The sequence below is a fragment of the Bacillus pseudomycoides DSM 12442 genome (genome assembly GCF_000161455.1).
Classification (GTDB): Bacteria; Bacillota; Bacilli; order Bacillales; family Bacillaceae_G; genus Bacillus_A; species Bacillus_A pseudomycoides.
In genome coordinates this window covers 5,052,057-5,055,277 of sequence record NZ_CM000745.1, presented here as the reverse complement: position 1 = coordinate 5,055,277, position 3,221 = coordinate 5,052,057, and the positions used below count along the sequence as shown (strand labels likewise).

The 3,221-nt window shown below is 44.6% G+C and carries 1 protein-coding gene; it reads left to right on the top strand.

Features of this window, described 5'->3' with window-relative positions:
- On the top strand, positions 1-3,221 hold a 3,221-nt coding region (locus BPMYX0001_RS25570), incomplete at both ends, for a condensation domain-containing protein (protein ID WP_033799769.1).

Here is a 3,221-nt window from a genome sequence, read left to right as displayed (position 1 = left end):
CTATTCCACTAACTGCTAACGGTAAAGTTGATCGTGAGGCCTTGCCTGTACCGGAGGAGAGGGAAATTGAAAGTGAATGTGTTGCACCCCGGAATGGTAAAGAAGAAACACTGGCTACCATTTGGAAGCAAGTATTAGGGATTAAAAAGGTGGGAATCCATGATAACTTCTTTGAAATTGGTGGAGACTCGATTCTCAGCATTCAGATTGTCTCTCGTGCGAAGCAAGCAGGTTTGCATTTGACACCAAAGCAAATGTTTGAACACCAAACGATTGCCGAGTTGGCGCAAGTAGTCAAAGAAGAACAGGGTGTACAAGCAGAGCAGGGAGTTGTAACTGGAGAACTGATCCTTACACCAATCCAGCAATGGTTTTTTGCACAAGATCATCCTAACCCACACCATTGGAATCAATCCATGTTTTTTAGAACAAAAGAGCGACTGGATATAGTATTACTGGAGAAAGCTATGCGTACCCTTCTAATCCATCATGATGCCTTGCGTTTAAGATATGAACGTTTACCGGATGGAGCTTGGAAACAGCGGAACGAAGGGATCGAAGAACAATCGACGCTGACCGTGATTTCATTAGACGAAGTGCCGCAAGCAGAATGGCATCAAGTAATTCAAACGGAGATTGACACTGCACAAGCAAGCTTACACTTACACGCAGGACCGCTAATGAGGATGGTGTATTTTGATGAAGGTGAGAAAAGAGCCGGCCGATTATTCTGGGTGATTCATCACTTAGCAGTGGATGGTGTTTCTTGGCGGATTTTACTGGAGGATCTACAAACGGCGTATAATCAAGCGAGCCAGGATCAGAAGATCCAATTATCTACGAAGAGTACATCCTTTAAAGCGTGGTCGGAGAAATTGCATCATTACGCTGAAGCTGGGATTGCGCAAGAAGTGCGTGATTATTGGGAGCAGCAGTTCGAACAAGAAGTGGCTATGCTACCAGTGGATGTCACCCTCGAAGATCCAGCAAACGCAGCAACTGAGGAGATTACCGTGGTGCTGGATGAGAAAGAGACCCGTGCGTTATTGCAAGAGATTTCAAGCACCCATCGTGTCCAAATCAATGAAGTACTATTGGCAGCATTGGTACAGGCTACGGCAGCATGGACAGGTCATTCGACGCTGACCGTGGATCTGGAGGGTCATGGTCGAGAAGAGATTATTGAAGACATTGACCTATCGAGAACTGTAGGATGGTTTACAAGTATTTATCCTGTTCACTTAAATACTACAGGTGCCAAAACGCCAATTGCATCATTAAAAGCAGTCAAAGAACAAGTGCGCCAAATTCCTAATAAGGGCGTTGACTATGGGATTTTGCGGTACTTGAATCCAGCGATGCGTGAGCGATTGGAGTCTCAGCCTACACCATCCATTAGTTTTAACTATCTTGGACAATTTGACCAAATGTTCTCTGACGATGCGATGGTTGTTCCGGAGACCGGGTTTACGCGCTTAGACCATGCTCCTGGTTCCAAGCGATCACATTTAATCGATGTAATCGGAATTGTAACCGATGGAAAACTTCAGTTCACTTGGGTGTACAATGTTGGACAGTTTGCGAAGTCAACCATTCAAAGTGTTGCAGAGAATATGCTCCATCAACTGAGTAGATTGATTTACTCTTCGGATGGAGAATCTGCGCTGACCATTTCGGATTTTGCGATGGCAAATCTCACCCAAGCAGATTTGACCAAAGTACTATCTAAGATGACTCGTGGAAAGAATCATCCCATTACCGACCTGTATCCGCTATCGCCTTTACAGGAAGGCATGCTCTTTCATACACTGCATGATCAAGAGAATGAACATGTAGCGCCTTATGTGGTGCAATTGAGTTTCCTGGTTAGAGGGAAATTGGATATCCTTACTTTCGAGCAGGCGTGGAAATCGGTGATTCAGCGGCATGAAATTTTTCGTTCAGCATTTGTGTGGGATGAAATTGAAGAGCCCTTACAAGTGGTGTATGATCATATCCCATTTAAGCTGAATGAAGTGGATTGGCGTGCGCTGTCTGTAGAAGAAAAAGAGGAGAAACGAAAAGCCTTTTTGGCATCGAATCGAAAACAAGCTTTTCTTTTTGATGAGGCGCCATTGATGCGGGTGACTGTCATTCAAGAAGCGGAGGAAGAATATCGGGTTGTTTGGACGCATCACCATATTTTGTTGGATGGATGGAGCTTGCCACTGGTCTTTAACGAATTGCTTACAGTGTATCAGAAGAGGATGAACGGAGAGGCTGTGAATTTACCAAAGTCATCGCCATACAAGAAATATATTAAATGGCTGAAAGAGCAGGAGCAGGAGCAGGCGGAACAATTTTGGAGAGAGAAACTTAGAGGTTTTACAGCACCAACCCTGCTTGGCTTAGAGAGTAAAGAGCAAGAAAAAGGCTATACAGAGAAGGGTGTTTGTTTGTCAAAAGAGCAGACCCAAGCGTTACAAAGCTGGGCGAAGCGTAATAAGCTCACTTTGAGTACGGTGATCCAAGGTGCGTGGGCATATCTTATGAGCCGATACAGTGGCGAGAACGACATTGTCTTTGGTGTAACAAGCTCGGGACGCCCTACGGAGATTGTTGATGTCGAGCACATCGTAGGTCCTTTTATTACCACATCACCGACGCGAATCCAATTGACAGATGATCTGAAAGTAAGGGATTGGTTACAGAAGATACAAGAGGAAGAGATAGAAAGAAGACAATATGAATACGCTTCTTTGACAGAGATTCAAGGATGGAGTGAAGTTCCAAGAGGGACACCGCTGTTCCATAGCTTGTATGTGTTTGAAAACTACCCGGTGAAAGAGGAGTCTTCAGGAAATCTAGAAATTGGTGATTTGGAAGGAGTAGAGCAAACCCACTATCCATTAGGATTGACTGTTGTTCCAGGAAGTCAGTTATCGTTAAAGCTGATGTATGATCGTAGCAAGTTTAATGGATTAACTATTGAACGGATGCTGGGTCATTTACGCCAGGTGTTAAAGCAAATGATCGAGAATGTTGATCAAACCCTGTCGGAGCTGGTGTATGTTACGAAGACAGAACAGAAGCAACTACTGGAAGAATGGAATGACACCGCAATGGAAATGTCCCAAGAGGGTCTTATTTGCGACAGATTTGAGGACAAAGTAGCACGACGTCCCGATGCGATTGCAGTGGTCGATCAAATGAGAGAGTGGACCTACGGTGAACTGGATACG